This is a genomic window from Paraburkholderia kururiensis (genome assembly GCF_034424375.1).
GTDB lineage: Bacteria > Pseudomonadota > Gammaproteobacteria > Burkholderiales > Burkholderiaceae > Paraburkholderia > Paraburkholderia kururiensis_A.
Genome location: NZ_CP139965.1, coordinates 1,053,038 through 1,075,761, shown reverse-complemented (window position 1 = coordinate 1,075,761; position 22,724 = coordinate 1,053,038). Strand labels below are relative to the sequence as shown.

Below are 22,724 nucleotides of genomic sequence, written 5' to 3'. Positions count from 1 at the left end.
CGTCAATGCGATGCCAATCCGGAGTTGAGGTCGTCGACTGGCGCATTGCCAGCTTGTCGCCATCAAACAAAGCGCCGTAACGGATTCTGTCAGAGCGCTCCAAGCGACAGATATACTAGGGAATCAGCTTGTCGATGTCTGCATCAGAAAACGGCATCGTCGGGGCCGCCATCTGCCGCAATATCGTTAGATGCTGATCTGTTTTCACTTTACGCAAATTATTCAACAGAATTTTCCCGCCCAGGACGATAGCGGGCTCAAAACCATACATCTCGTCTGGGGCGAGAGGACCCAGCTTCTCTACCGCCCTATCAAAGAGAGGGATACCCTTCTCATCTTTCAAATCGCATTCGCTTTTACTTTTTCCTAAAAACGAGCGCATCGAGATATCCAAATCCGATAGATTTTTTTTTCGGAGCTCTCGCTTTAATGCAAAAATTGCGTGCGTCGCACAATTAATCGTAACACTTTGCCCCGTCGCTTCCCCCCACAGGAAGATTTTTCCAAAGGCAGTTCTGGCGATGGCGTGAAACGCGTCAAGCCTCTCCAAGGGAGATCCGTCTAGCCACTCATCAACGGTATCCTCGTACTCTTCCGGGTCGACTATCCATAGCAAGCCGTTGGCGTATCCGCACCAGCCTTCCTCTTTCCAGTACGACAACAGGCGATCCGATACCTTGCCTCGCCAGCGATCAATCGCCGCCGCCGATACATCCATCCGATGCGTCGGTTCACCAAACTTACTGATGAAGTATTCGAAATCCTCGTCTCTCATCTCAATCCTTTTCCACGGCACGGTTCGAGCTTAACATTCATTTTCTCGTCTCCGCGTCCGCCCTCGATTGCGTCGGTCGCGGCAGAATCCATACTTGAAACACGTCCACCTTGATTCCAACTACTGCCAATCGACGAGTTAACATCGGAGCGGCCCATTCCTTTCGGGTCGGGTTGCATCCATCCGCCAGCTACCATATCTGGCTCGTGCAACGCCGCAAGCTTGTCCATGAGGTTACTGGTACGTTTAGCTGCTTCAGCCTCTGCTTGAGCGATGCCCATTCCATTCTTCAAAAGACTGCTTCTGATGCTGTCGGAAATACTACTTGCGAAATCTTCGCGGTAGCTGGCTTGCGCGCCCTCCGCCAACGGATTTCGTCCGTGAGATGCGAATGCATCACGGGCCGCCTTGTACTCAGCTGCAGTCATGCTGTTGATTGAATCCTGCTGCCGCTTGAGCTGATCTGCCATTTCCTTAAGATACGCCTTCTGCTCGTCCGCAGACATCTTGGCAAATTTCTTCTTATCAAACGGATGGAAGCACGGAACCTTTTTCTCAGGTAGTCGCTTCTCAACGACCTTCGCCCCATTTTTTCCCTCTTCCTCGGCAACGTCTTTGCCTTCCTGCTTCGCCTCCCTCTTCGCATTCTGCTCCGCGATTTCCTTGGCCTGGCGCTCCGCCAGTTCTTTCGCTTCCTTCTCAGCGACCTGTCGGGCCTCCCGCTCCGCAAGTTGCTTCGCCTCTTGCTTCGCAACTTGTTCTGCGGCCTCCTTCGCCCCAAGTTTCGCCGCGCCTTTGACGCCGTATTTCACGGCTTTGCCAGCGGTGCCTAGAGCGTGTTAGGCACTATTCGGAAGGTTTGCGAAATGGACCAGCATCAGCACGGAGAAGACTACGAAGTGCAGTCCGGCCAGTGTCTCTGGCAAGCGCTCGTAATCTCGCGCCAGCCGGCGAAAGCGGTTCAGCCAGCCAAAGCTGCGCTCTACGACCCAGCGACATGGCAACAGCACAAAGCCTTTCTTTGCCTCGGCCAGCTTGATTACCTGAAGCTCGATTCCCTCATCAAGCGCTGCGCGCGCAGGTTCCTCGCCGGTATATCCCTGATCGGCGAACGCCACCTTAACCGTCTGGCCCGTTGCCAGCTGGACCTGACGCGCCAGTTCCCCGACCTGCGCGCGCTCCTGCTCGTTGGCCGGCGTCACGTGCACGGCAAGCAACTGCCCCAGGGTATCAACTGCCATGTGAACTTTGCTGCCTTGTTTGCGCTTGTAACCGTCGTAGCCCGCGCGAGCTCCACTCTCGCAGGTCGACTGAAGCGTGCGGCCGTCAAGAATGACGGCACTGGGTTGGCCACGACGGTCCTGCGCGACCCGGATGATCGAACGCAGGTCGTTCACCATGGCCTCGAAACAACCCGCCTGAATCCACCGTTGTGTCTGCTGGTAGACCAGCTCCCACGGTGGAAAGTCATTTGGCAACAAACGCCAGGGGGCACCCGCGCGTACGATCCATCGCAACGCGTTGAACATCTCGCGCAGTTCGTAACGGCGCTGCGGCGCGTCTTTATTCATCAAGGTCAGGTACGGGGCGGCGAAGTACCACTCCTCATCCGATACATCTGTTGGGTACGGCTTGCGTTTTGGCATTCCGCCAGGATACCAGGTTCGATCCAAAGTCCCTAACACGCTCTAAGCCTGGAACAAGGTCCATCGCAGCCGAACCACCAGATATTGCCGCTTGCGCGTAATCCCCTTCTGCCGCATAAATCAGACCGTTTGCACCATCGAATACGGCACCCACTTCCGGAATGGCTCCGAGGACGTCCAATCCGCCGTGAAGGTAGCCCATAGCGCTACTGAACCATCCTGCCTCCGCCGCTGTCTCCGCTACAACCGGCGGATTGGCCGAAGACGCAGCGACGCGCGACATCGCTGTTTCTCCGTAGAGCCGGCCGACAGTGTTCCCCTGATCGCTCACGTTGTTCTCCGCGACTTACTTCCGGCTCATTTGTTCGCGAACCTTCGCTGGCGGGTCGGCGGGAAACTTCGCCCCCTTCGTCATCATGAGCGCGCGAAGCTGCCCGTACTTGTGCAGCATCTCCGAGCCTTCCGCCGTGCCGCCCGGCGAGGGCAAAGGTTGCTTCGTAGCGACAGGCTGGCCGTTCTTGTCCAGTGAGAAATCGGTGACCGTCGCACCTTTAGCCTCCGGATCCAGCCTGGCGATCGTCTGTTGAACCGCCCACGCGGTGCTGGAGCCATTGTTCATGTGTCCGGTCGGATCGGCGCCGTGCTCGATCAGGTAGATTGCAATGTCCGGCTGCATCGTGTCGACGGCTTCATCGAGCGCGGAGCCGCCGATGCTGTCACGCGCGTTGACGTTGGCCCCACGCGCGACCAGCATCTTCACTGCATCGAACGCGTGGTCGCTCTTCATGGCGAGTTGCAGAAGATTGGCGCCATCCGCATCACGCCAGTCAGGTGACAGGCCGCCATCGAGCATTGCCTCGAGCAGTCGCAGATCCTCGTTCATCAGCGCGAAATGCAGCGGTGTCCCGAGGTTCTCCACCGACTGCCCGTCCGGACGGGAACCCTCACGTACGAGAGTTTGAATGGCCGCGTAGTCTTTCTTCTGCATCGCGTACCACAGCAACGTCATGTGTTCACGGCCCGCGGCGTTCAGATCCAGTCCTTTGGAGACAGTCGACAGACGCTCGGCATCGTGGTGATCGATGGCCTGTGCCGCATCGAGGTATGGGCCCGAAAAGTATTTGTTCGCTGCGCTTGCATTCATATCGCATCCGGTCATCGTTAGCGCGAGGAGCGCCGTCGTGAGACTGGCAGCGCAAAACGACCGGCGCCACGGACGCAAAAAAAAGGTTACGCAGATGTTCCGTAGCCCCTTAATTTTCTGCGTCAGAACCCATGTCCGTCTTACCTTTATGCATTTCATTATTCTGCCTGGCCAATATTGACGAGACATCCTTTTCTACGTTTGGCATGGAACCTTTATCAAGATCATTAAGCCGTAGCATTTAATCAATACAAACTGGTGAACTTTCCCGCTATGCATCGACATAGTCGTCCACACATTTCCACGTTCCCGGGGCGATCAGTTTAACGCGCAATAGCCGGTTGTCCAGGTTACTATAAAGAACGTGGAGTGTGTAATTATCGAAATGCCAAACTGCGTGTCCCGTCAACACCGAGTCGGCCTGCTGAATTGGTTGAGCAGAAATCTTCCCAAACATGATGTCTGGGCTGTCCTCAAAGTCCAGCCCTTGAGGAAGCGGCCCAGACCAACCAACGGATTCCTGGTCTCTGTTGCGATGAAATGTAATAGCGCGAAATACGGCGCCCACACCGGTCTCCGCAAAATCAACGGTAGCGCCGTAACTTTGGGTCAGATCTAGTTCACCGCTATCGCGCGCGATCCGATAGTCGTCGTCCGTAAGCGTATGCGACCATAGTGCCCGAAACTCCGGCGATGTTACTTCGCACCCGAAAGTATCAGTCACTCTGACGAGATCCGGATTCTGGACAGAGTCTTTGCGAGGAATCGGCGTGGCCAGCATGCGGCAGGCAATACGATCAATCGCCAGGCCACCTTCTGTGTACATCACGCTCAGTCGGTAGCCTTCCACATCCCACGTGTCGTCCCGATATGAATGCCGCGTCGGCTCAAAATCACCCAGCTTTTTTCGTGCAACTTCACGACTGTCCTGCAACGTCAAATCGAACGGTAATGTGCCGCCAAATGGTTTGATGTCGTCGAAACCCGAATAGAAGTAAGCTTGCGTGAGCAAAAGCTCACCTTGCCCCCATCGAATTGGAGCGGCGCCTGACTGATATTCGGAGTCGACGAACCCAAGCTCCACACCAGCCCGACGCACAAGGACCCAGTCGCAGAACGATCGACCATCCTCAGGTAGCTGGGGACGTTGATATGTTCGCAGCGTCTGGAAGATGTTCTCGACGACTTCCGCTGAAGCTGAATCCCCAAAGGCCCGGATGATAGATTCGGAATTCATCGCCACACAATTCCGAATTGAATTCGTTCAATAGATTTTCTGTCATCGGAATACCGGACAAACAACCTTATATTCCCGGGCATCTCCCAAAATTCGGAATTTCGATCCGGATTGAATTTCGCGGAATTACCGAGTTTTTTTATAGCGGCCTCCCGGCCATCCGAGAATAGCAACCCACCGGGAAGATCTCCGTTGTATTCGGAAAACTCATCGTCACCGGCCCCGTAGAGGAATATTGCTGTCAAGACTGGAGCGTCAGACGGTAATTCGACCCCATGTTTGGCGCTGATATAGCGTTCACTCTCAAAAAGCAATGACACGCCAGCGTCATTAACGTTCTCGTATGTATCCGTCTCGCTGCCGCTGATGACTATTCGCCGGTCGATGCCAAACTTATGCAGCAGGTTTTTTACGGCGTCCGAGTCGGCCTGACGTCCGATCGCATCCGTGAAGTCTTGCGTCCTCATAGCTATTTCACCTTCTTAATGATCTCTAGCAATGCCTTGTCAAAGTCCTTGTTCGTCATGCGCAGAACTCGCTTCGCTGCTTTCTGGTACGCCTTCTTACAACCACCATCCGCATCGTACTCATCGATTTTTCCAAGCATCGATTCAACGTCCCGGCGAGCAGCACCTGCAAGATCTTTAGCGTCTTGCGGCGCTAATTTGATATTTTTAGTTCCGTAGGTCGGACTTACGTCGACGTGGGCCTGCCTTGGAATAGCGATTGAATCTCCCCAGTCTTCGATGGCCTTACGTTGTGTCGGGGAAAGTTTTTCTCCTTCGTCCAGTAATGATTCTGCTCTTTCCTTTAGCGCAGCTTTCGACGGAATATGATCCCGATCGAACGTCCCGTCGCCTGTTTTCTTCTTCAGGTCACCGTACTTGCCGTACTCGCCGCACTTGAGCTTCTTCTTTCCCTTGACCTTCTTGCCATCTCGCCCTTCCCGAGCAGCGTTCGCGTCGTCCTCAGCCTTTCTGAGCCGGGCGGCCTCTTCCTCCGCTTTCTTAAGCTTAGCTGCTTCTTCTGCCTCTCGGGCGACTTTAGCTGCTCTCGCCGCCTCTTCAGCTTCTTTCACCAGTTTGGCAGCTTTCGCCGCATCCTCCGCCACATGTGCGCCCTTGGCAAGCCCCACTGCCCCCTTCGCCAGCTTGCCGGCGGTGGTCACCACCTTCCCACCCGGAATCATGCTCGCAGCCGATAGCCCAGCCTCGACCATATCGCCTTCGGCGGCGTAAATTCCGGCATCCACCGCTCCGGTCACCACCGAGAGTCCGGGGACGAAGCTCGCCACGCCAAGTACACCGTGTACCCATGGACTTGCCGTGCCCCACCAGCTTTCCTCCTTGGGTGTTTCGGGCCTCACCGGCGGATTGCCGCTGGCACTCGGCGTCCCGCCTTCAATGGATGCGCCAGGGGCCGACTGTGTTACATAGATGCCTGGGCAATTCCCGCCATTGAGCGTACAGGGATCTCCTTCACGAATAACGGGCTTGCCCGCGATTCGGACCGTACTGGAGCCTCTAACCGGCTTAACCTCGCCACTGACGGTCCCGCTCTTTACCCCTTTGCAGGACCCGGCAGCGTCCCCCTTGCAACCTGGCTGCGTACTCTGATTGAGCACATACGCCGGGTCACCATTGAAACGCACGTTAGGCACTGTTCCGAGGCTGCTCGACAGGTCCTCGGTAACAGGGTACGGCAACGGCGGCGTACTGCTGCCGACGGGTGTTTTATTGAAGGACGGCGCAGTTGAAACAGCCTTGAATTTGCCGTCCTTGCGCGCCCCTAGATGGCTAGCCATGTACGACTCCCTCGTCTTGAGACGCAAGGGGCTCGGGCATCGTCGTACCGGTATCATGCCGTTCGATCATGCGCATCTCCAGCACGCGCACGTCGGGCTCTTTGGCAACCGTTGCTCGCCAAACGCACGACACTTCGCGCCGATCAGGATCGATGAGCACCGTGTCGAGCCGGGATTCAAGCTCGCCGATACTTCCGTTTTCAAATCGCACCAGCACGAACGGCAAGTGGCCAGGAAGCCTCAACGTCAATCTGACGTCACCAGAAGCATCCTGCCTCGAGCGCGGGGTGGATGAATTGCACAGATTCACCAGCTCGATTTGCTCATCGCCTCTCAACGCATCCACCTGCTGATCCGGCCACGCCGCATTCCACACCGCAAAATCGAAATCCTTCGGCAATGGGGCGTCACTTTCGATGAACGCTCGATCGATCGTTCCCACCAGTTTTGCCCGGTCGGGATGACCTTTGGGCCGAACGCCCAGCCCTGCGACGAGCGGCTGCGCTACATCCAGTTCGCCAACACGGGCGCGATTGAAATGATCCACAGTAACGGGATGTTCCGGGTATTCAATTTGCGGCGCCGTAATAGTATCCACACCGGCCGCGTCCAAATACCAATCGCGTGTAAAGCCCTGCCCGACGACGTTCGCGGAATATGCGTCATGAGCGACGGGTGCATGCGGAGCATCTGGATGGGTCTCTGCCTGCTCCGGCGTCAAGCGGTGCTTCTTCGGGACTCTGTCAGCAACCTTGTCGCCCTGCTCGATGCGGCATTGACCACCAAATGCGTGCTCGAGAATGACCGGGACCTCGCGTACGGGCTCGGGGCTCGTTAATCGCCAGTCGGGCAGACGTACGATACCCAGGGAGCAAACCTTGATCAGCGCAGCAGCAAGACGCGGCAAGCGCTTCCGCTTGACGAACTGTCGCTTGCCCGTGACAACGAGCGTCTTGTAGATCAGGCGATGGCCTTGCGTCGTCGTTTTCTTTGCGCGCTCGACGTCCGCTCTCCAGGTCTGCATTGCTTCTGCCGATGCAGCCATTAACGGATTGAGCCCATGCGGCTCCGCGGGCAACGATACAGGTATATCCGGTCGACTAACGACAAGCCGAACGTCAAATTTGCCGGGTACATTTCCATCAGGTCGCCTGGGCGGATAAGCCGTTGCATTGACGATCACATCGCATCGCGGCTTGTAATGACACAAGTCCGATTCCTGTCGAACGCTTCCATGCTGGTCCGCGCCAAAGAACTGATCCGCCTCGCACAAGGGTTGCTGCTCGTCGGAGAAATGAAGTCCGTCTCTTTCGTTCCATGTCAGCGTCTGTCGTAGAACCACGACATGGAATTCCTGCTCACGAGCATCGACACCAGCAAAGGCCAGCGCAGGAAACGGCGTGTGATTGATGAACTCCATCGTATCAATTCACGTCGACGTCTTTGCCGTTGATTTCCACTGGGCCAGAACCCTCAATGAGCAGTTTGACGCCCTTCAGAGTGATATTGCCGTCCTCGTCCATGCGAAAGGTCGACTTGCCCACCGTGACCTCGAATACCTTCCCCGTCTTGATTGTGTACGACTGCCCCACCATCGTCGTTTTTGAAAGACCGACCTCTTCGGCGCTCGCGAGGCCCGCCGACGTATTGACCGCCCCGGCCACCGTCACCTGGTATCCACCACCCACTGTCAGCGCCTTCGCCAACCCGACTGTCTCCGTCGAGGTGAGCGCAACGACGAGGTTTTCCATTCCATGGATCGTCTCGTTCCGGTTGCCGCCGACAGTCAGCGTCTCGTTGTTCCCGACCCGTTCCGTACGATCCACGCCGATCGTGATGGTCTCGTTGTTGTCGACTGTCTCGGTGCGGTCGTGGCCAACGTGTACCGTCTCGTCGCGATCGACGTTTTTCGTTCGATCGTTACCGACCCAATGCGACTCGTCGTGTTCGACCTCAATACGCTGATCCTTCTCGGCGTGCAGCCAGACTTCTTCTTCGCCCTTCTTGTCCTCGAAGCGGATCGCGTTGGCGGTGTTGACGTTGCCGCCCTTGGTCGACCGGCTCAAGATGCCGCTCTGCGTCGCGTTCGCCGGCAAGGTCCACGGCGGCATGTTCGCCGCGTTGTAGACGCGCGAAATGATCAGCGGGCGGTCAGGGTCCCCGTCCAGGAATATGACGACCACCTCGTCGCCGATCCGGGGGATGTTCACCATCCCGAACCCACCGCCCGCCCACGGCTGCCCGACCCGCACCCAGCACGAACTGGACTGATCACTCTGGCCGCGCCGGTCCCAATGGAACTGCACCTTCACGCGCCCCAGACTGTCCGTATAGATTTCCTCGCCCTTCGGACCCACCACCGTTGCGGTCTGCGGGCCGATGATGGACGGCCGGTCTGTGGTCAAAGGCGGACGATACGGAATCTTCTTGCGGATACAGTTGAAGCTGCACACATAGGTGGCGGCACCTTCGCCTGCCTGATAGTTGTTCGAGCCGGAGTGAACCACGTTCATCAGCAGAAACTGCCGGTCTTCAGGCCGCGCCTGTTCGTGATCGTAGTGATCATCGAGCTGGAAATAACGGCCCGGCATCAGACGCCGGTTCGCTGTTGTACCGCTGAAAATCTTGCTGTGGGCCGCAAGCGCCTGTGTCCGGAAACGGGCAAGTTCCTCACCGCGGTCGCTGTTCGGAAAACCGTGCTCACCGACGTAGTCGTAGATCTCATACGAGGGCACCTCGCCCTGATCGACGCCCGAGCTGCTTGCCGCGAACCGGCGCGCGCCCGGAGCCTTGTAGTCGAACGTCTTCAGCCCCACCTTGTCCGTCTCCAGTTGCCGCCTTGCGGCGAACGATTTCACCACAGACAGCTCGTCGAGCGGCTCGCCTTTCGAGTACTGCAGGATCGGGCTTACCCCGTCGATGGGGCTCGCGGCAACAGAGTTGTCGGTAACGATGAGTTTGTGACCGTCCTTCGCATGCTCGAAGTAGTAGAACAGGCCGTCCTCCTCCATCAGCCGCTGCGCAAACTCGAGGTCGGTCTCCCTGTACTGCGTACAGTAGCTGCGGTTCTGCGTTGGCTTCGACAGACGGAATTCGAACGACGCCAGGCTGCCATATTCGCGAAATACCGTGGACAGAACATCCTGCGTTGTCTGCTCCTGAAAAATGCGGATGTCCTGATGACGGGACAGCATCCATATCCACGGCTTGATGGTCGCGTGATAACGCGTAAATCCACCGTCGGTATCCAGATGCGAAAACGACACGACATAGCCGTGAAAATACCGCGCGTCCGAACTTGCTATTGCGTCCGTCACCTGCAGCGTGATCGTCACCGGTTGACCGATCATCTTCTTCAGCTCGATGGACCGGTCCTGTGAAGCCAGTTGCACATCGATGTGAAACAGATCGGACAGGCTTTCGTTGCAGTGAAAATCGACGAGCACCAGTTCGGAACGCCCCTTCAACGGAGTCTGAATCGTGAACAGACGGTTGCCCTGAAGTTGAAAGAAGCTCGCAATATCGGACATTTGCATGACAGCCTCGGCGCGCCGGAAGAAGTGCCGATCTTACCGTCAGATGAATTTAAAATGCTAGCGCGCTTCTTCAGTCATGCCTTATTTCACTAAAATCCCGTTTGATCGGAACCCAATATTGATCAAGTGCCATGGACGAGCTGCTGCCGCATTATGAATACGAGCTCGGCCTGCTGGCGCGCGGACTGACAGAGTTCGCCGGGCGCTATCCGAAAATCGCCGCCCGGCTCGGGATGCGAGGCGGCCATGCAGACGATCCGCATATCGAGCGGCTGGTCCAGGCTTTTTCGTTCATGGCCGCTCACCTCGATTCGCGGCTTGCAGACGACTATCCCGAACTGACTGAAGCGCTACTCAGCGTCGTCCATCCGCAATATCTGGGCGGCGTGCCGGCCTGTGCCATCGCCCAATTCAATCCCGCACCGCTGCTCGGCAAACTCAGTGCGCCATTCAATGTCCCGCGCGGCACGCCGCTCGATGCACGGGCTGCGCCGTGCCAGTTCCGGACAATCTACGACGTTACACTCGCACCGTTGCACGTCGACGATGCCCGCTATTCTCCCAGTACCATCGCGCCCTCTGCTGTCCGCTTGCCGGACGATGCAACAGGCATACTGTCGATCACCTTTGTGTCGCTCGCGCCGTCGGGACGGTTCGATCCGTCTATCCCCGATGGCCCGATCCGGGTTCATCTGTCCGGAGAACGGCCACTGGTGGCGGCCCTCGCCGACGCACTGCTGTTGCGCAGCGCCAGCGCGTTCGTCGAAGTCAATCGGGATGGTCGCTGGCGGGCACTCTCGAAGGTGCCTCTGGAAGCGGCCGGCTTTCGCGACGATGAGCGCCTGCTGCCAGCCGGACCGGACAGCGCCGCGCTCGCATTTCGTTACCTCATCGAGTACTTCGCGTTTCCGGAGCTGTTCGACTTCATCGATATCGATCTGGGCCGGATGCGTCGGGGAGCGCATGCAGCCGACGCCCGCTCGCTCACATTGCACGTGGTGGTGCGCGACACGCCCGCGGAGTCCACGGCGACCCGAACGCTGGACTCGCTCGACGCACGCGCGTTCAAACTCTTCTGTACTCCGGTCATCAATCTGTTCCAGCGGGCGGCCGTACCCATCCAGCTCACCGAAGCCGATACCGCCTACCCGGTCACGCCCGCGCCACTCGAAGGCACATCGGCGCTCGACATCTATTCGATTGATGCGGTGTATCTCAGTGAACGGACGGACGCCAGCAAGAAAGATGCTCCAGTCACCAGGTCATCACATCGCGCGACCGTGGCGCCGTATCGCGCCTTTGGACACGCGGCAGGAACGCATCGGGACTCAGTCTGCTGGCTGGCCTTTCGCGACCGGGACGCCGCGCTCGTCCCGAACCGGAATCCGTGGCGACTGTCATTCGTCGGCGTGGACGGTCAACGCGCACGCCCCATGTTTCCGCAGGCAGAGGTCGCTACGACGGTTACGAACGGCACCCTGCCAGCCCGATTGCCGACAGGTGCGCCGCAGGGCGATCTGCTCAACGAAGGTGCGGCGCTGTCGTGCCCGATAACGCTATTGACCCGCCCGACCACACCAGCCGGATTACCTCGCGGCAACTACACGCTCTGGCGTCTACTGGAAGCACTGTCGCCGCATCCGTTCGATCTCACCCGATCCGGGCTCGGCGCGTTGAAAGCCCTTCTCCGCCTGCACGCCCCGCGTTCCGCGACCGTCGCACAGCGCTGCATCGATGCAGTGGCGGGGCTGGACTATAAGCCGGCCATCAGATGGATGGCACTCGGCAACCAGTTTCCGTCGTTCGTGCGCGGCATTGAGATCTTCCTGTCGATCAACGAAGCTGCCTTGCGCGATGTAACCCTAAGCGTGTTCGGTCGGGTACTGGACCGGCTGTTTGCCCCTTACGCGCCAACGAACGGCTACGTGCAGCTCGTCATTCTGGCCGCCGGAACGGGCCGCGTTCTACTACGCTGCGACGCCCAGCCGGGGACCCAGCCATTGATCTAGCGTCGCAATCAGTGAAGGTAGCCGGCCAATATCCCAACGCTGCCGCCAGCCTGAAAGCCCACGGTCTGACCACGCATGAGCAGGACTGCAGGCGCTTCGGAAATGGCTTGCTGCAGCAGCCAGCTCAACCCGGGGGCTGCGAGCCCTGCGGCCAGCAGGGCCGGGTTCATACCGAGCAACATCGCATCACCCGCCCAGCCATAGATTGCCGATAGCGACCCGTCGACGTAAATCGTTCCGCCCTGAAAGTCCGATCGTGACAGCTCGCTGCCACGAAACGCGTTCGTCATGTAGATGGTCCCGTAGCTCGGGAAGTCGAGCGTGGAACCGCCGGCCCCGACGCTGCGGCCGCGAATCGGAGGCAACTTGAGCTCCGGCGTCGAGAGCTTCGGCAGTTTGATTTTGGGGATCTTCAAGCCTATGCCGATCCCGACGCCAACGCCGCCGTAGTAGAAACTCTGGTCATGTCTGTCCGGATCGGTCAGTACGATCGTGCCACCGGTTGCCATCACTATCTCGACACTCAGGCCGCCGCCCGCCCCGGTGGAATAAGTCCATTTACTCAGCCGCAGGAATGACATGCGCTCGCCCCAGTTCTGATTACTGCCGCGACGGGAGATTTATTAACCCTAACATGATGAAACCCAATCCGAATACAGCGAAAAAGACGGCGTTCCCCCAAATCGCATCGAACCGGTCAATTCTCGCGGTCGGAAGCGGATTATCGGGCAGATAACGCACCGACGGCCGGTCGCCGACGGCCATTCTGGACACAATCCCGCCCTGCGGATACGCGACATGTTCCCCGGCCCTGGTCACGAACTCGATTTCGGGATGGAACCCGCCCGCGTTCAGCCGGACCACTTCGCCCGGCACGACGATCGACGTTCGAACGAATTCACGGGTGGACTGGATATTTATCACTGTCATGATCAGAAAACCAACGCCGATCACGATAGCGGCTACGGCCTTGAACATAAGTGATCTCGCTCATTCGTCAGATAGCAGGCGGATCATACAACGGAGGCCTGCAGTTGATGAGCGGCGCTTTCAATCGACTGGGAAAGGTTCGCGATGAATTACGCGCATTCAGCAATGCTGCCGTCAATCATCAGCGTATCGGAGGCAGCGCGCAGGTTCGACGTCGACGCGAGGTTGCTGTACCAGCACGCGAACAAGGAAGCACGCGTCCTCGCGGAACGCTGGACACGATACATGCAGCGCAGGAAGAACAGAGCGTGGTCAACGCTCGCGCCCATCATAGAGGCAACCTGCCGGGACATCGTCGTGAACAGCAAGCCATCAATCTGCGAGAACTCGACGCTCGTGTCCCCAAGGAGGTCCTTGGCAGCATACGAGGCGTAATCGATGTGCTTCAAGAGGTCTCAAGAAGGCGCTCGGCATGAACCAGGCGACCTTCAGGACGTCAGCAACGCAAAAGCCGGCCCATGGGCCGGCTTTTTTCGTCCGTTCACGCCTGTGCGGCGCGAGCAGAGCTTTTCACGCTACCACCGTTACCCGATAAAACAAATGTCCCTCTCGGGAAATAAAGCATAGCGTCCAAGTGGCCACTTTATGCTTAACGGCACAGAACGTCCCAGAAGTGGATGGAATAGCGAATGGTGGGCCGGGTGGGGTTCGAACCCACGATGTCCTTTCGGAGGCGGATTATGAGTCCGCTGCCTGCAACCAGCACGGCGTCCGGCCCAATAAAAAGACCCGGTCTTTGGGAAGGCCGGGCCTCGTTTACAGTCGCGACATGTTACACGAAACCGCTGCATTCGGGGCCATGACGCCGGCCTCGAAATCGCGGAAGCGGTACTACGTCAATTGCCTTCCAGGAACGACTTGAGTTTGTCGGAGCGGCTCGGATGACGCAGCTTGCGCAGCGCCTTCGCCTCGATCTGACGGATCCGTTCACGCGTCACGTCGAACTGCTTGCCGACCTCTTCGAGCGTGTGGTCGGTGCTCATCTCGATACCGAAGCGCATACGCAGCACCTTCGCTTCGCGCGGCGTCAGCGAATCGAGCACGTCCTTCACCACGTCGCGCATGCTCGCGTGCAGCGCAGCGTCCGCCGGCGCGACGGTGTTCGTATCCTCGATAAAGTCGCCCAGATGGGAATCGTCGTCGTCGCCGATCGGCGTTTCCATCGAGATCGGCTCCTTCGCGATCTTCATGATCTTGCGGATCTTGTCTTCCGGCATCTCCATCTTCTCGGCAAGCGTTGCCGGATCCGGCTCGAGGCCGGTTTCCTGCAGGATCTGCCGCGAGATGCGGTTCATCTTGTTGATCGTTTCGATCATGTGAACCGGGATACGGATCGTGCGGGCCTGGTCCGCGATGGAGCGCGTAATGGCCTGGCGAATCCACCACGTCGCATACGTCGAGAACTTGTAGCCGCGGCGATATTCGAACTTGTCCACCGCCTTCATCAAACCGATGTTGCCTTCCTGGATGAGGTCGAGGAATTGCAGGCCGCGGTTCGTGTACTTCTTCGCAATCGAGATCACGAGACGCAGGTTCGCCTCGGTCATTTCACGCTTCGCCTGACGCGCCTTCAACTCGCCCGCCGCCATCTGGCGGTTGGTTTCCTTCAGGTCCTTGAGCGGCAGCACGACGCGCGCCTGCAGGTCCAGCAGCCGTTGTTGCTGCTCGCGGATCGCCGGAATGTTGCGCGACAGGATGGCGCTATACGAATGGCTCTCGGCCACGATCTTGTCGGCCCATTCGAGGTCCGTTTCATTGCCCGGGAAGCGGGCGATGAATTCCGAGCGCGGCATGCCGCACTTGTCGACCACGATGTGCAGAATCTGGCGTTCCACCTGGCGCACTTCATCCACCTGCGCACGCAGCGTGTCGCACAAACGCTCCACGGTACGCGCCGTGAAGCGGATCGACATCAGCTCGTTCTGGATGGTTTCCTGTGCCTTCAGGTACGACTTCGACTTGTAGCCTTCCTTCTCGAACGCGCGGCGCATCTTGTCGAACCATTCGCTGATCAGCGCGAACTTCTCGAGCGAGGTGCGCTTGAGGGCTTCGAGCTGCGCCGCGTTGGCCGTTGCCTGCGCGGTGCCGTCGTCGTCTTCCTCTTCTTCTTCCTCTTCTTCTTCCTCTTCCTCGTCGGCGTTTTCGATCTCTTCCGCTTCCTGGGCCGAGAAGCCGTCGGTATCTTCGGCGTTCGGGTCGATCAGGCCGTCGACGAGTTCGTCAACGCGAATTTCGTCGTTCGCCACACGCTCGGCCATCGCGAGAATGTCGGCGATCGTCGTGGGGCATGCAGAGATGGCCATCACCATGTGCTTCAGGCCGTCTTCGATGCGCTTCGCGATTTCGATTTCGCCTTCACGCGTGAGCAGCTCGACGGTGCCCATTTCGCGCATGTACATGCGCACGGGGTCCGTCGTGCGGCCGAATTCGGAGTCGACGGTGGAAAGCGCGACTTCCGCTTCCTCTTCCACTTCGTCGTCCGACGACGCGGCCGGCGCGTTGTCGTTGAGCAGCAGCGTTTCCGCGTCGGGCGCCTGCTCGTACACAGCCACGCCCATGTCGTTGAACGTGCTGATGATGCCTTCGATCGCCTCGGTTTCCGTGAAGTTGTCCGGCAGGTGATCGTTGATTTCGGCGTAGGTCAGGAACCCGCGTTCCTTGCCGAGCTTGATCAGCGCGCGCAGCTTCGAGCGGCGCTCCTCGAGCTCCTCGACGGTACCGGGCTGCGTCGACGCGAACGCGTCCTTCAGCAGCGCCTTTTCCTTTGCGCGGCGGTCGCGGGCGCGCGCCTTCTCACCCTTGGCGGGCGTGGGCGCCGTTTCTTCGCTCTGGGTTGCGTCGTCATCGACGGATACTTCGTTCAGCTTTTTCGTCATGGAGTTCGCCGTACCGGCTGTAGTCTCGACTCGCGGCTGCTGGACAACAGCCTCTTGAACCGTGGATACTTGAGTCTCGCGCTCTGCCGCATCGTCCGCGACGGCAGGCACTTCCCTTGCGCTTCTTGCACCGGACCGCTTCGCGGCCGGCTGGGTCGAAGCTTTGGCTGCACGCGCTGGCGCAGCTCGCGCGGCCGAAGCCGCCGGGGCCCGTTTTCTGGCAACAGGTGCGGTGCCGGCGTCAGACGCTTTTGCTGCGGAACGAGAGGATCTGGCCTGTTTGACCGTCGTGGTCGGCTCCTCTGAGCCCTTGCCTGTCGCTCTTTTTCCGCCCGTAGTCTTTGCCATTGCGAGTCCGCCCCTTGCTGGATTACTGGATGCCTGGAAAAACAGCCGCTGGAAACCTTTTATTATAGCACGCGGACCTACCCCCTCCCGCGCGGCGTCCGATCGGTTACAGCCCGAGCTGCCGCTTCATTTCGGCGCGCTTCTGGTTCAAGTCCATCAGCTCTGCCAGTTCCTCGGGTGTGTGCTTCGACTGACGCGACAGCGCATCCAGGCGCTCGCACCACGCGTCGTAACGCATCTTGAGAATCGCCGCCTTCAGTTCCTCAGCGGCCAGTCGCTCCTGCTCGCGCCGTTCCTCGATCACGGCGGAATCCTCGGGATCCTTCAGCAACAAATCCCGAACGTTTTCATCATAGTTCAGAATTTCGCGAAAGATTTCCTCGAAGGTGGCCGCGTTTGCGCCGTTTCGCAGCAGGTCGGAGAGCAGCTGGAATGCTGCCGCGTCCCCCAGTGCGCGCGCGTGTGTGGCGACCTCCTCGAACAGTTCGCCGTTGCGCGTCAGCGCGAGCAATGCCCGTTCGGCCTCTTCATCCAGTTCCAACACGATCCTCGGATGCATGACGAGATTGCGCAGCGCGCGCTGCTCGATTCCCGTTACCGCACGCCGGTCCTTGCGCGGCGGCGCGGTACGCGCGGCGGCCGCAATCCGGGCATCCACTTCGCAGAGCGCCGCCACTTCTTCGAACGGCACGTCCAGCCGATCGGCCAGCATGTGCATGATCTGCGAGCGCAGGGCATTGGCCGGCAGCGCCTGCAACAGCGGCTTGGCGTCGAAGAGCGCGCGCGCCCGGCCTTCCGGCTGGTCGAGTTCCTTGCCCACCAGCACTTCGTTCAACAGAAACTGTGACAGCGGCATGGCACGCTCGACCTGCTCGGCAAACGCGTCTGTGCCGAATTCGCGGACGTAGCTGTCCGGATCGTGCTCCGGCGGCAGAAACAGGAACCGGATGGTGCGGTTGTCCGCGGCATGCGGCAGGCAGGCGTCCAGCGCGCGTCGCGCCGCCCGTCGTCCCGCCGAGTCACCGTCGAAACTGAAAATTACCGTGTCGGTCTGGCGCAGCAGTTTCTGCACGTGGATCGGCGTGCAGGCCGTGCCGAGCGTCGCCACGGCGTTCTGGAATCCGAGCTGGGCCAGCGCCACCACGTCCATGTAGCCTTCGACCACGAGCACATAGCGTTGTTCACGTATCGCGAGCCGGGCTTCGAAGAGCCCATACAGTTCGCTGCCCTTGTTAAATAACGGCGTTTCGGGCGAATTCAAATACTTCGGTTCGCCTCCCTCCAGCACGCGCCCACCGAAGCCGATCACTTGGCCCTTCACGTTGCGGATGGGGAACATGATCCGTTCCCGAAAGCGATCGTAGCGGCGCGCCTGGCCCTGCGCGTCCTGCTTCTCGCTGACGATCACGAGCCCCGCTTCCACCAGCGCATCGTCCCGATAGTTGGGGAACGCAGCCTCCAGATTCTGCCAGCCGTCCGGGGCGTAACCGAGCCCGAATCGTGCCGCGATCTCGCCTGTCAGCCCGCGCTTTTTCAGGTACTGGATCGCGTTGGGCGCACCTCGCAGTTGCTTGCGGTAGAAGTCGCAAGCCACCTGCATGACATCCGATAACGCGGTGGTGACTGCCTTGGAGGCGCCTGATCCATAGTCGTAGCCGCCGCCCTGCGAACCATACGAACCGCCGCCACGCCCCGGGGACGGCTCGTTCGGAACGGTCAGGCCCACCGACTGCGCCAGCTCGTTCACCGCCTCCGGGAACGTGAGCCCGGCATGCTCCATAAGAAAGCCGATTGCCGTGCCGTGCGCTCCGCAACCGAAGCAGTGATAGAACTGCTTGGTAGGACTAACGGTGAACGAAGGGCTCTTTTCGTTGTGAAACGGGCAGAGCCCCATGAAGTTCGCGCCGCCCTTCTTCAATTGCACGTAGCGCCCTACCACGTCGACGATATCGACGCGGTTCAGCAGATCCTGCAGGAACGAATGCGGAATCATCGAATGGCGCGGCCAGAAACGTGCGGAACAGTACGGAGCTGCATGGCGGCCGGGCTCACGCTACCCGCTTGCGCGGTGCACTGCCGGCCAGCGACGGCGTTTTACTTCGAGAGCGCGGCCTTGACCTGCGCGGACACGGCCGTCATGTCGGCCCGGCCCGCCAGCTTCGGCTTGAGCACACCCATTACCTTGCCCATGTCCTGCGGACCCGCCGCGCCCACCTGCGCGACGGCGGCGGCAACTTCGGCAGCGATTTGCTCAGCAGAGAGCTGCTCGGGCATGTAGGCGGAGAGCACCGCGAGTTCCGCGCTCTCCTTGCTCACCAGATCGGCACGACCGGCGGCCTCGAACTGGCTGATCGAATCCTTGCGCTGCTTGATCATCTTGTCGATGACGGCCGTGATGCCGGCGTCATCGAGCGTCACGCGATCATCGACCTCACGCTGCTTGATCGCAGCGAGCAGCAGACGGATCGTGCCGAGCCGCTCGGTTTCGCGCGCGCGCATGGCGGCCTTCATGTCGTCGTTGATCTGGTCCCTGAGACTCATCACTCACCTGCATTCGTTGGATTGCAAAAACGCCCGGGAAGCTCGCCACCGACTCGAACCACGCAAGACGAAGCCCTGCCGCGCCGCCCGCACTGCACAACAGCCGACGGCGCATTAACGCAAAAACCCGCTTGGAACTTTTTCCAAGCGGGTTGGCGCAGATTCTTTGGTTGCGGCCTCACCAGGATGGCCTTGCGGTACAGCTTCTTGCCTGCTGCATCGCTTCACGGTAGCGGACTTCGCCGCCACCTTCCGCCGCATCGTGCTGCTCGACCGTCTGGTCCGAGCCGACGCAGCGGCGCCGGAATCAGTACAACTTCTTCGGCAGCATCTGGCTGCGCAGGCGCTTGAAGTGGCGCTTCACTGCGGCGGCTTTCTTGCGCTTGCGCTCTGCCGTCGGCTTTTCGTAAAACTCGCGTGCACGAAGTTCGGTCAGGAGGCCGTTCTTCTCGATCGTGCGTTTGAAGCGGCGCATCGCTACTTCAAACGGCTCGTTTTCTTTAACGCGGATCGTCGTCATTTTCCAATAACGGGAAAGGGGCAAAGAGCGGAAAGTATAGCAGAGCGTTTTGCACAAAGACAGTTGGCCGTCAAGCCGATTCTGCGTATTCCGCCGCCGCTTTTCCGGCGGCCACGCCCGACGCCCACGCCCACTGAAAGTTGTAGCCGCCGAGCCATCCCGTCACGTCGACCGCCTCGCCGACAAAGAACAGCCCCGGCACGCGCTCGCTCATGAGCGTCGACGACGACAGCTCGCGCGTGTCCACGCCGCCGCGCGTCACCTCCGCCTTGCGATAGCCCTCGGTGCCGCTCGGAGTGAGCGTCCAACGCGAAAGCGCCTCACCAATTCGGCGTAAGGCGCGATCCGGAAGATCGGCAAGACGCGCTTCGGGCGCGATCTGATGCGCTTGTAGCCAGACATGCGCCAGCCGGCTGGGTAGCCATTCGGAGAGCAGATTGCCGACCTGACGCCTGGTGGTGCCTTTCGCCTCGATCAGCGCTGCCGCCGCATCCCGTTCGGGCAGCAGATTGATGTGGATGGGCTCGCGAGGCTGCCAGTAGCTCGAAATCTGCAGCACGCCGGGACCGGAAAGCCCGCGGTGGGTGAGCAACAGATCTTCGACGAACTCGCCCCCGTTCTTGCGGTCGCCGGTAGCGATATGAACCTCGAGCGAAACGCCGGAGAGTGCCGAAAACGGCGCCCAGTCCTCGGCGGCAAACGTCAGCGGCACGAGTGCGGGACGCGTATCCACGAGCTTGTGGCCGAACTGCTTCGCGAGGCGATAGGCGAAATCGGTTGCGCCGATCTTTGGAATCGACAGCCCGCCGGTCGCAATCACGAGCGCGCGTGCGCGAATTTGCCCCGACTTCGTGCCCAGCGTGAAGCCGCCCGGCTGCGCGTACTCGACGTGCTCGACCGCAAGAGGCCGACGCCACGCGATGCGGCCCGCGTCGCACTCGGCGCGCAGCACGTCGATCACGGCCTCGCTCGACTGGTTGCAGAAAAGCTGCCCTTTGTGCTTCTCGTGCCACGTCACGCCGTGGCGCTTGAGGAGCGCCATGAAGTCGCGCGGCGTATAGCGCGCAAGCGCGGAGCGGCAAAAATTCGGATTGGCCGACAGGTAATTGCCGGGCCCCGCATACAGATTCGTGAAGTTGCAGCGGCCGCCGCCCGAGATGCGGATCTTTTCGGCAAGGTTGGGCGAGTGGTCGATCAGCACCACTCGCCGGCCCAGCTGCCCGGCCACAGAGGCGCACATCATGCCGGCCGCGCCCGCGCCGATCACCGCAATATCGAAGGATTCCATGGCGCGCATTGTACCTGCGGCCCGTGGCCGTTCCTGGGCACTGCTATACTTTCGGGCTCGCCTCCAACTTCTGCTTACGCGCCGCACCGCCGCCGGGAACCGGCAATCGCCTGGCCGCCGCGCGCGCCGCATCGAATCATGCTCGTTCTCGGCATCGAAAGCTCCTGCGACGAAACCGGTCTTGCGCTCTACGACACCGGGCGCGGCCTGCTCGCGCACGCGCTGCATTCGCAGATCGCCATGCACCGGGAGTACGGCGGCGTGGTGCCAGAACTGGCGTCGCGCGACCATATCCGGCGCGCGCTGCCGCTGCTGGAAGACGTGCTGGAGCGTTCAGGCGCCGCGCGAGGCGACATCGACGCCATCGCTTATACGCAAGGCCCCGGCCTCGCCGGTGCGCTGCTCGTGGGCGCCAGCATCGCGAACGCCCTTGCCATGGCGTGGGACAAGCCCACCATCGGCATCCATCATCTCGAGGGGCACCTGCTTTCGCCGCTGCTCGTCGATGCGCCGCCGCCGTTCCCGTTCGTCGCGCTGCTCGTGTCGGGCGGTCATACCCAGCTCATGCGAGTAACCGACGTCGGCGTCTACGAGACCCTCGGCGAAACGCTCGACGACGCCGCCGGCGAAGCGTTCGACAAGACCGCGAAGCTGCTGGGCCTCGGCTACCCGGGCGGCCCCGAAGTCTCGCGGCTCGCCGAGTTCGGCACGCCGGGCGCCATCGACCTGCCGCGCCCCATGCTGCATTCGGGCGATCTCGACTTCAGCTTCAGCGGTTTGAAGACGGCCGTGCTCACGCAGGTGAAACGGCTGGGCGGAAACGTCTGTGAACAGGCGAAGGCCGACATCGCACGCGGTTTTGTCGATGCCGCGGTGGACGTGCTGGCGGCGAAGTCGCTGGCGGCTCTCAAGCGAACCAGGCTCAAGCGGCTCGTGGTGGCAGGCGGTGTGGGGGCGAACCGGCAGTTGCGCGAAGCGCTGTCGGCGGCGGCAACGAAACGCGGTTTCCAGGTGCACTACCCCGATCTGGCGCTGTGCACCGACAACGGCGCCATGATCGCGCTGGCCGGCGCGCTGCGGCTTCAGCGCTGGCCGGCCCAGGCGGTGCGGGACTATGCGTTCACCGTGAAGCCGCGCTGGGATCTGTCGTCGCTCGCACAGCAGTAGCGGTGGAACATCTGAGGCGAGGAGCCTCAGGCAATACGCTTGTCGTGCTCGATCACCGCGTAAGCGCTGTGGTTGTGAATCGACTCGAAGTTCTCCGCTTCGAGCGTGTACGCCACCACGCGCGCATCGTCGTTCAGGCGCTGCGCCACATCGCGCACGAGATCTTCGACGAACTTGGGATTCTCGTAGGCGCGTTCGGTCACGAACTTCTCGTCCGGGCGCTTGAGCAGCCCCCACAGTTCGCACGACGCTTCTTCTTCCGCGATGGCGATCAGTTCTTCCGGCGCGAGGTCGCCGGCCAATTCGGCGCTGATCGTCACATGCGAGCGCTGGTTGTGGGCGCCGTATTCGGAGATCTTCTTGGAGCACGGGCACAAGCTCGTCACGGGCACGAGCACTTTCAGGAAAAGCCGCGTCTCGCCGTTGCGCGCATCGCCTGTGAGCGTCACCTCGTAGTCGAGCAGGCTTTCCACGCCCGAGACAGGCGCCACCTTCTTCACGAAGTACGGGAACGACACTTCGATACGTCCCGCGTCCGCTTCCAGCTTCTGCAGCATCGCCGCCAGCATCCGGCGAAACGTGGCGGGCTCCAGCGGCTCACGGTTCTCTTCGAGCAAAGCGACGAACCGCGACATGTGCGTGCCCTTCTGATGCGCCGGCAGATGAACGTCGAGATTCCACACGCCGACGGTCGGCTGCGCTTCGCCGCTGCCCGTGCGCACCGTCAACGGATGGCGCACCGCCTTCACGCCCACCCGCTGGATCGGAATCTGCCGTGTGTCCACCGTGCTCTGCACGTCGGGCATCACGAAGGCGGGGTTCATCTGGTTCATCTTGTTGTCC

At 60.2% G+C, this 22,724-nt stretch carries 20 protein-coding genes and 1 tRNA gene; 2 read left to right on the top strand and 19 right to left on the bottom strand.

From position 1 onward, the window contains the following. Positions 1-115: 115 nt before the first annotated feature. The 9 genes from U0042_RS04850 to U0042_RS04810 all read right to left on the bottom strand — a co-directional run bounded on the left by U0042_RS04850 (position 116) and on the right by U0042_RS04810 (position 10,142). Positions 116-775, bottom strand: a complete 660-nt coding sequence (locus U0042_RS04850) for a GAD-like domain-containing protein (RefSeq protein ID WP_114812947.1) — start codon at positions 773-775, stop codon at positions 116-118. Then, positions 772-1,587 (bottom strand): polymorphic toxin type 15 domain-containing protein, encoded by an 816-nt coding sequence (locus tag U0042_RS04845; RefSeq protein ID WP_114812945.1) that lies wholly within the window; start codon positions 1,585-1,587, stop codon positions 772-774. Before U0042_RS04845 ends, U0042_RS04850 begins: the two co-directional genes overlap by 4 nt. A 27-nt stretch (positions 1,588-1,614) precedes the next feature. Further along, the gene (locus tag U0042_RS04840; RefSeq protein ID WP_114812943.1) at positions 1,615-2,421 is read right to left on the bottom strand and encodes an IS5 family transposase; all 807 of its coding nucleotides are present in this window, start codon (positions 2,419-2,421) and stop codon (positions 1,615-1,617) included. A 346-nt stretch (positions 2,422-2,767) separates the two neighbouring features. Then, the gene (locus U0042_RS04835; protein ID WP_114812941.1) at positions 2,768-3,565 is read right to left on the bottom strand and encodes an ankyrin repeat domain-containing protein; all 798 of its coding nucleotides are present in this window, start codon (positions 3,563-3,565) and stop codon (positions 2,768-2,770) included. A gap of 271 nt (positions 3,566-3,836) precedes the next feature. Continuing rightward, entirely contained in the window at positions 3,837-4,802 is a 966-nt protein-coding gene (locus U0042_RS04830; protein WP_114812939.1) for a hypothetical protein, read from the bottom strand. After that, complete coding sequence (locus U0042_RS04825) at positions 4,799-5,269, bottom strand: hypothetical protein (RefSeq protein WP_114812937.1); 471 nt, start codon at positions 5,267-5,269, stop codon at positions 4,799-4,801. The genes U0042_RS04830 and U0042_RS04825 overlap by 4 nt, the downstream gene beginning before the upstream one ends. 2 nt (positions 5,270-5,271) lie before the next feature. Continuing rightward, a complete protein-coding gene (locus tag U0042_RS04820) occupies positions 5,272-6,606 on the bottom strand; it encodes a PAAR-like domain-containing protein (protein ID WP_198665364.1) in 1,335 nt (444 codons plus the stop codon). Then, complete coding sequence (locus U0042_RS04815) at positions 6,599-8,026, bottom strand: DUF2169 family type VI secretion system accessory protein (RefSeq protein ID WP_114812933.1); 1,428 nt, start codon at positions 8,024-8,026, stop codon at positions 6,599-6,601. Before U0042_RS04815 ends, U0042_RS04820 begins: the two co-directional genes overlap by 8 nt. Positions 8,027-8,030: 4 nt before the next feature. Next, entirely contained in the window at positions 8,031-10,142 is a 2,112-nt protein-coding gene (locus U0042_RS04810; protein ID WP_114812932.1) for a type VI secretion system Vgr family protein, read from the bottom strand. A 131-nt stretch (positions 10,143-10,273) separates the two neighbouring features. Between U0042_RS04810 and tssF the strand changes: the two genes are divergently transcribed. Further along, on the top strand, positions 10,274-12,151 hold the full coding sequence (gene tssF, locus U0042_RS04805) for a type VI secretion system baseplate subunit TssF (protein WP_114812930.1): 1,878 nt from the start codon (positions 10,274-10,276) through the stop codon (positions 12,149-12,151). 8 nt (positions 12,152-12,159) lie between these two features. Here tssF and U0042_RS04800 read toward each other — a convergent pair whose 3' ends face one another. The 9 genes from U0042_RS04800 to U0042_RS04760 all read right to left on the bottom strand — a co-directional run bounded on the left by U0042_RS04800 (position 12,160) and on the right by U0042_RS04760 (position 20,714). Next, positions 12,160-12,732: a hypothetical protein gene (locus U0042_RS04800; protein ID WP_114812928.1), complete on the bottom strand. Its 573-nt coding sequence runs from the start codon at positions 12,730-12,732 to the stop codon at positions 12,160-12,162. A 19-nt stretch (positions 12,733-12,751) separates the two neighbouring features. Beyond that, the gene (locus U0042_RS04795; protein ID WP_114812926.1) at positions 12,752-13,129 is read right to left on the bottom strand and encodes a DUF3592 domain-containing protein; all 378 of its coding nucleotides are present in this window, start codon (positions 13,127-13,129) and stop codon (positions 12,752-12,754) included. A gap of 101 nt (positions 13,130-13,230) precedes the next feature. Further along, a complete protein-coding gene (locus tag U0042_RS04790) occupies positions 13,231-13,530 on the bottom strand; it encodes a hypothetical protein (RefSeq protein WP_157977869.1) in 300 nt (99 codons plus the stop codon). A 241-nt stretch (positions 13,531-13,771) separates the two neighbouring features. Next, positions 13,772-13,859: transfer RNA gene (locus U0042_RS04785), tRNA-Ile, on the bottom strand. Between the two features lie 118 nt (positions 13,860-13,977). Further along, the gene (gene rpoD / locus U0042_RS04780; RefSeq protein WP_198665363.1) at positions 13,978-16,365 is read right to left on the bottom strand and encodes an RNA polymerase sigma factor RpoD; all 2,388 of its coding nucleotides are present in this window, start codon (positions 16,363-16,365) and stop codon (positions 13,978-13,980) included. Between the two features lie 106 nt (positions 16,366-16,471). Beyond that, positions 16,472-18,358: a DNA primase gene (dnaG, locus tag U0042_RS04775; protein ID WP_114812921.1), complete on the bottom strand. Its 1,887-nt coding sequence runs from the start codon at positions 18,356-18,358 to the stop codon at positions 16,472-16,474. Between the two features lie 101 nt (positions 18,359-18,459). Further along, positions 18,460-18,906 (bottom strand): GatB/YqeY domain-containing protein, encoded by a 447-nt coding sequence (locus U0042_RS04770; protein ID WP_114812919.1) that lies wholly within the window; start codon positions 18,904-18,906, stop codon positions 18,460-18,462. A gap of 307 nt (positions 18,907-19,213) precedes the next feature. Further along, positions 19,214-19,426, bottom strand: coding sequence for a 30S ribosomal protein S21 (rpsU, locus tag U0042_RS04765; RefSeq protein WP_013434742.1), 213 nt, complete (start codon positions 19,424-19,426; stop codon positions 19,214-19,216). Positions 19,427-19,496: 70 nt separating this feature from the next. After that, positions 19,497-20,714, bottom strand: coding sequence for an NAD(P)/FAD-dependent oxidoreductase (locus U0042_RS04760; RefSeq protein ID WP_232833474.1), 1,218 nt, complete (start codon positions 20,712-20,714; stop codon positions 19,497-19,499). Positions 20,715-20,852: 138 nt separating this feature from the next. On the opposite strand from U0042_RS04760, the gene tsaD reads away from it, so the two are divergent. After that, positions 20,853-21,881: a tRNA (adenosine(37)-N6)-threonylcarbamoyltransferase complex transferase subunit TsaD gene (gene tsaD, locus U0042_RS04755; protein ID WP_114812915.1), complete on the top strand. Its 1,029-nt coding sequence runs from the start codon at positions 20,853-20,855 to the stop codon at positions 21,879-21,881. Between the two features lie 26 nt (positions 21,882-21,907). Here the strand turns inward: tsaD and folE2 are convergent, their stop codons facing one another. Next, on the bottom strand, positions 21,908-22,714 hold the full coding sequence (gene folE2 / locus U0042_RS04750) for a GTP cyclohydrolase FolE2 (RefSeq protein WP_114813083.1): 807 nt from the start codon (positions 22,712-22,714) through the stop codon (positions 21,908-21,910). Positions 22,715-22,724: the final 10 nt, after the last annotated feature.

What these genes read in the sequence shown, in the direction of transcription:
- U0042_RS04850 (WP_114812947.1), bottom strand. Translation starts at nt 775, where the DNA reads ATGAGAGACGAGGATTTCGAATACTTCATCAGTAAGTTTGGTGAACCG.
- U0042_RS04840 (WP_114812943.1), bottom strand. Translation starts at nt 2,421, where the DNA reads ATGCCAAAACGCAAGCCGTACCCAACAGATGTATCGGATGAGGAGTGG.
- U0042_RS04835 (WP_114812941.1), bottom strand. Translation starts at nt 3,565, where the DNA reads ATGAATGCAAGCGCAGCGAACAAATACTTTTCGGGCCCATACCTCGAT.
- U0042_RS04830 (WP_114812939.1), bottom strand. Translation starts at nt 4,802, where the DNA reads ATGAATTCCGAATCTATCATCCGGGCCTTTGGGGATTCAGCTTCAGCG.
- U0042_RS04825 (WP_114812937.1), bottom strand. Translation starts at nt 5,269, where the DNA reads ATGAGGACGCAAGACTTCACGGATGCGATCGGACGTCAGGCCGACTCG.
- U0042_RS04820 (WP_198665364.1), bottom strand. Translation starts at nt 6,606, where the DNA reads ATGGCTAGCCATCTAGGGGCGCGCAAGGACGGCAAATTCAAGGCTGTT.
- U0042_RS04815 (WP_114812933.1), bottom strand. Translation starts at nt 8,026, where the DNA reads ATGGAGTTCATCAATCACACGCCGTTTCCTGCGCTGGCCTTTGCTGGT.
- U0042_RS04810 (WP_114812932.1), bottom strand. Translation starts at nt 10,142, where the DNA reads ATGCAAATGTCCGATATTGCGAGCTTCTTTCAACTTCAGGGCAACCGT.
- tssF (WP_114812930.1), top strand. Translation starts at nt 10,274, where the DNA reads ATGGACGAGCTGCTGCCGCATTATGAATACGAGCTCGGCCTGCTGGCG.
- U0042_RS04800 (WP_114812928.1), bottom strand. Translation starts at nt 12,732, where the DNA reads ATGTCATTCCTGCGGCTGAGTAAATGGACTTATTCCACCGGGGCGGGC.
- U0042_RS04795 (WP_114812926.1), bottom strand. Translation starts at nt 13,129, where the DNA reads ATGTTCAAGGCCGTAGCCGCTATCGTGATCGGCGTTGGTTTTCTGATC.
- rpoD (WP_198665363.1), bottom strand. Translation starts at nt 16,365, where the DNA reads ATGGCAAAGACTACGGGCGGAAAAAGAGCGACAGGCAAGGGCTCAGAG.
- dnaG (WP_114812921.1), bottom strand. Translation starts at nt 18,358, where the DNA reads ATGATTCCGCATTCGTTCCTGCAGGATCTGCTGAACCGCGTCGATATC.
- U0042_RS04770 (WP_114812919.1), bottom strand. Translation starts at nt 18,906, where the DNA reads ATGAGTCTCAGGGACCAGATCAACGACGACATGAAGGCCGCCATGCGC.
- rpsU (WP_013434742.1), bottom strand. Translation starts at nt 19,426, where the DNA reads ATGACGACGATCCGCGTTAAAGAAAACGAGCCGTTTGAAGTAGCGATG.
- U0042_RS04760 (WP_232833474.1), bottom strand. Translation starts at nt 20,714, where the DNA reads ATGGAATCCTTCGATATTGCGGTGATCGGCGCGGGCGCGGCCGGCATG.
- tsaD (WP_114812915.1), top strand. Translation starts at nt 20,853, where the DNA reads ATGCTCGTTCTCGGCATCGAAAGCTCCTGCGACGAAACCGGTCTTGCG.
- folE2 (WP_114813083.1), bottom strand. Translation starts at nt 22,714, where the DNA reads ATGAACCAGATGAACCCCGCCTTCGTGATGCCCGACGTGCAGAGCACG.